Source organism: Nitrospinota bacterium (assembly GCA_029881495.1).
Lineage (GTDB): Bacteria > Nitrospinota_A > UBA7883 > JACRGQ01 > JACRGQ01 > JAOUMJ01.
In genome coordinates this window covers 1-2,358 of sequence record JAOUMJ010000062.1, presented here as the reverse complement: position 1 = coordinate 2,358, position 2,358 = coordinate 1, and the positions used below count along the sequence as shown (strand labels likewise).

Sequence of the window (2,358 nt, the reverse complement as noted above, 5' to 3'; positions counted from 1 at the left end):
ATTTCCGACTTGATACCTTTTACCATGGAGCCGAATCCGAACGCCATGTTGTTGATAGAATCCGCGAGGTCGCCCATCTCGTTTTTAAAATCTACGTCTGCCGATGAAGTGAGATCACCGCTGGAAAGCTTTTTAATTGTATCGTTCATTGATCTGACCGGAGTGATTACCAGTCTCCTTAAAAGAAGGTAGAAAGCCAAAAGAGCGGCAAGAAGAGTCGCCACCGAAGTGTAGAGAAACTGGTTTCTGATAATGCCGACCTCATCGAGCATCGGCTCCATCGACATCGAAACCCTGATAACGCCTCTTAGCGATTCAGGATCATAACCATGACATGCCATACATTCGTCGTTTGAAACAAGAGGGAAAAATATCGTCATGAATTTACGCCCCCCCATCTCCTCGAAAAACTTCACCGGGGCATAATTCGCGGTAACCTCATTGAACATCTCCATATTCACCGGGTACCTGTTGAATCCGGCAAAATCCTCATCGGCACGATACTGGTTTTCATGATGCATGTTAAAAATGTTTGCTTCAAGAAACCGGTTTACCTTATCAATCGTCTCGCCGTCGGAAAATGCCTCGCTCCCCGATCTACGCAACACCTGAATGATGGAACCGTTATTAGCCCGCTTTATATTTTTTATCCAATCAAGGAGTATCGACGCGTTGCCGGAGAGCATCATGCTTTTTAGAGACGCGGACATTGTGCCCGAAAGAACAGTTATCCGCTCTTCCATCGCCTTTTCAAAACCGTGGCCCACCGATTTCGAGAGGGAGTATAGAGCTATTGTAGAGACGGTCAACGCCAAAATAAGCGCGAAGAGTATGAACTGCTTTCCAATAGTATCCAACTTCATTGAGGTTCAATTATATAGCCTATTCAGCAGAAAACTACCGCTTATCAGAAACTTTCTCATTCCATGACATTGGAGCGGGATAGAGGGGAATGAAGTCCGACTGGTGACGGACGTTTAATTATCGAAGTTTTTTATTAGAGAAACCGAGGTTCCTTGCTTATCGTACCTGACCGCGTCGAAATACCCGATTGCCATTACTATGCCCCTCCCGTTCGGCATAGCTATGCGTGACAACACCTCATCCTTCGACATTCTCAGATATTTATCGTAGTTGAATCCCTTGCCATGATCGGTCACGTTTACTACTACTTCCTTCCCTACAGCGGAGAACTTCACGTCTATCGTAGAGTTTTCATTCTCTCTGCTGTTGAGGAAATCATCGTATTTACCCTCGTTCAGAAGTTTCTCTTTGTCGTGCTCTCCGAGTCCGAGATTGCCATGCTCATGCGCGTTAACAAGGAACTCGTAAAGGTAATTGATGAATTTTTTTGTCTCATGCACATCCGCAAATTCGGATAACTTGTTCTCCACCCAGAGGCTTGCCTTATTAATTGAATCGAGATTGGAAGGGACTTTTATGAATGCAAGATTGTTGAGCCCGGACAACTCCTCCATGTCGACTATTTTTCCGGGGTGCCTTAGAGCGGCGTTCTTTACAACCGATACGATTATATTTCCGGTTGAAGGCTTCACCAGATAATCTCGCACTCCGTAATTAATCAGCTCCATGGCATACATCGCATCGCTGTTCGTTGTGATAATTACGAAAGGGAGAAGCTCATTATTAAAATTGTATTTTGCCAGCTCAAAGCCGTTTACCTCCGGCATATTGAGATCGCTCAGAATGACGTCGAAACTTTTTCCAGATTTCAGATGATCTATAGCTTCCCGTCCGTTGGCAGCCTTCTCTACGCTAAAACCTCTGCTTGTCAACAGGTTGTCGATAAATGCCGTATAGACAAGGCTGTCCTCTGCAAGCAGGACACTGATTTTCTTATCATCTTCCACTGTTTTTGCTTTTCTCCTTCAGAAAGGCCCAGCTGGAAGTTTAACACATCCCGGATGCAGATATCATTACAGGTTAAATCGTGAGAAACAGGGAAACTTCTATTAACAGCTGTCATCGCGAGGAGTTGACAAAACTCCGTGGCGTTCTCTCTTGTTGTGCAGGTGGTGGGAGTTTTTGCCCCTGCGGGGCAACCACTCCTGGTAGCGTAGGCTTTAGCCTGCGGTGCGCTCGAAGGGCGCGGTCTCCTGCATTGATGAGATATCAGGAATAAGAGTTTTTGCCCCTGCGGGGCAATCATTCCTGGTAGCGTAGGCTTTAGCCTGCGACGCGACCGAAGGGCGCAGTTTCCTGCGTTGATGAGATATATGGAAAAAGAGTTTTTGCCCCTGCGGAGCAACCACTCCTGGTGGCGTAGGCTTTAGCCTGCGGCGCGCCCGAAGTGCGCGGTTTCCTGCATTGATGAGATATATGGAAAAAGTTTTTGAC

General features: G+C 46.4%; 3 protein-coding genes. All 3 read right to left on the bottom strand.

The features are described from left to right. On the bottom strand, positions 1 to 863 hold an 863-nt coding region (locus OEY64_13265), incomplete at its 3' end, for a HAMP domain-containing protein (protein MDH5543912.1). Positions 864 to 977: 114 nt separating this feature from the next. Continuing rightward, complete coding sequence (locus OEY64_13260; GenBank protein ID MDH5543911.1) at positions 978 to 1,871, bottom strand: response regulator; 894 nt, start codon at positions 1,869 to 1,871, stop codon at positions 978 to 980. A 213-nt stretch (positions 1,872 to 2,084) separates the two neighbouring features. Continuing rightward, on the bottom strand, positions 2,085 to 2,358 hold a 274-nt coding region (locus OEY64_13255), incomplete at its 5' end, for a hypothetical protein (protein MDH5543910.1).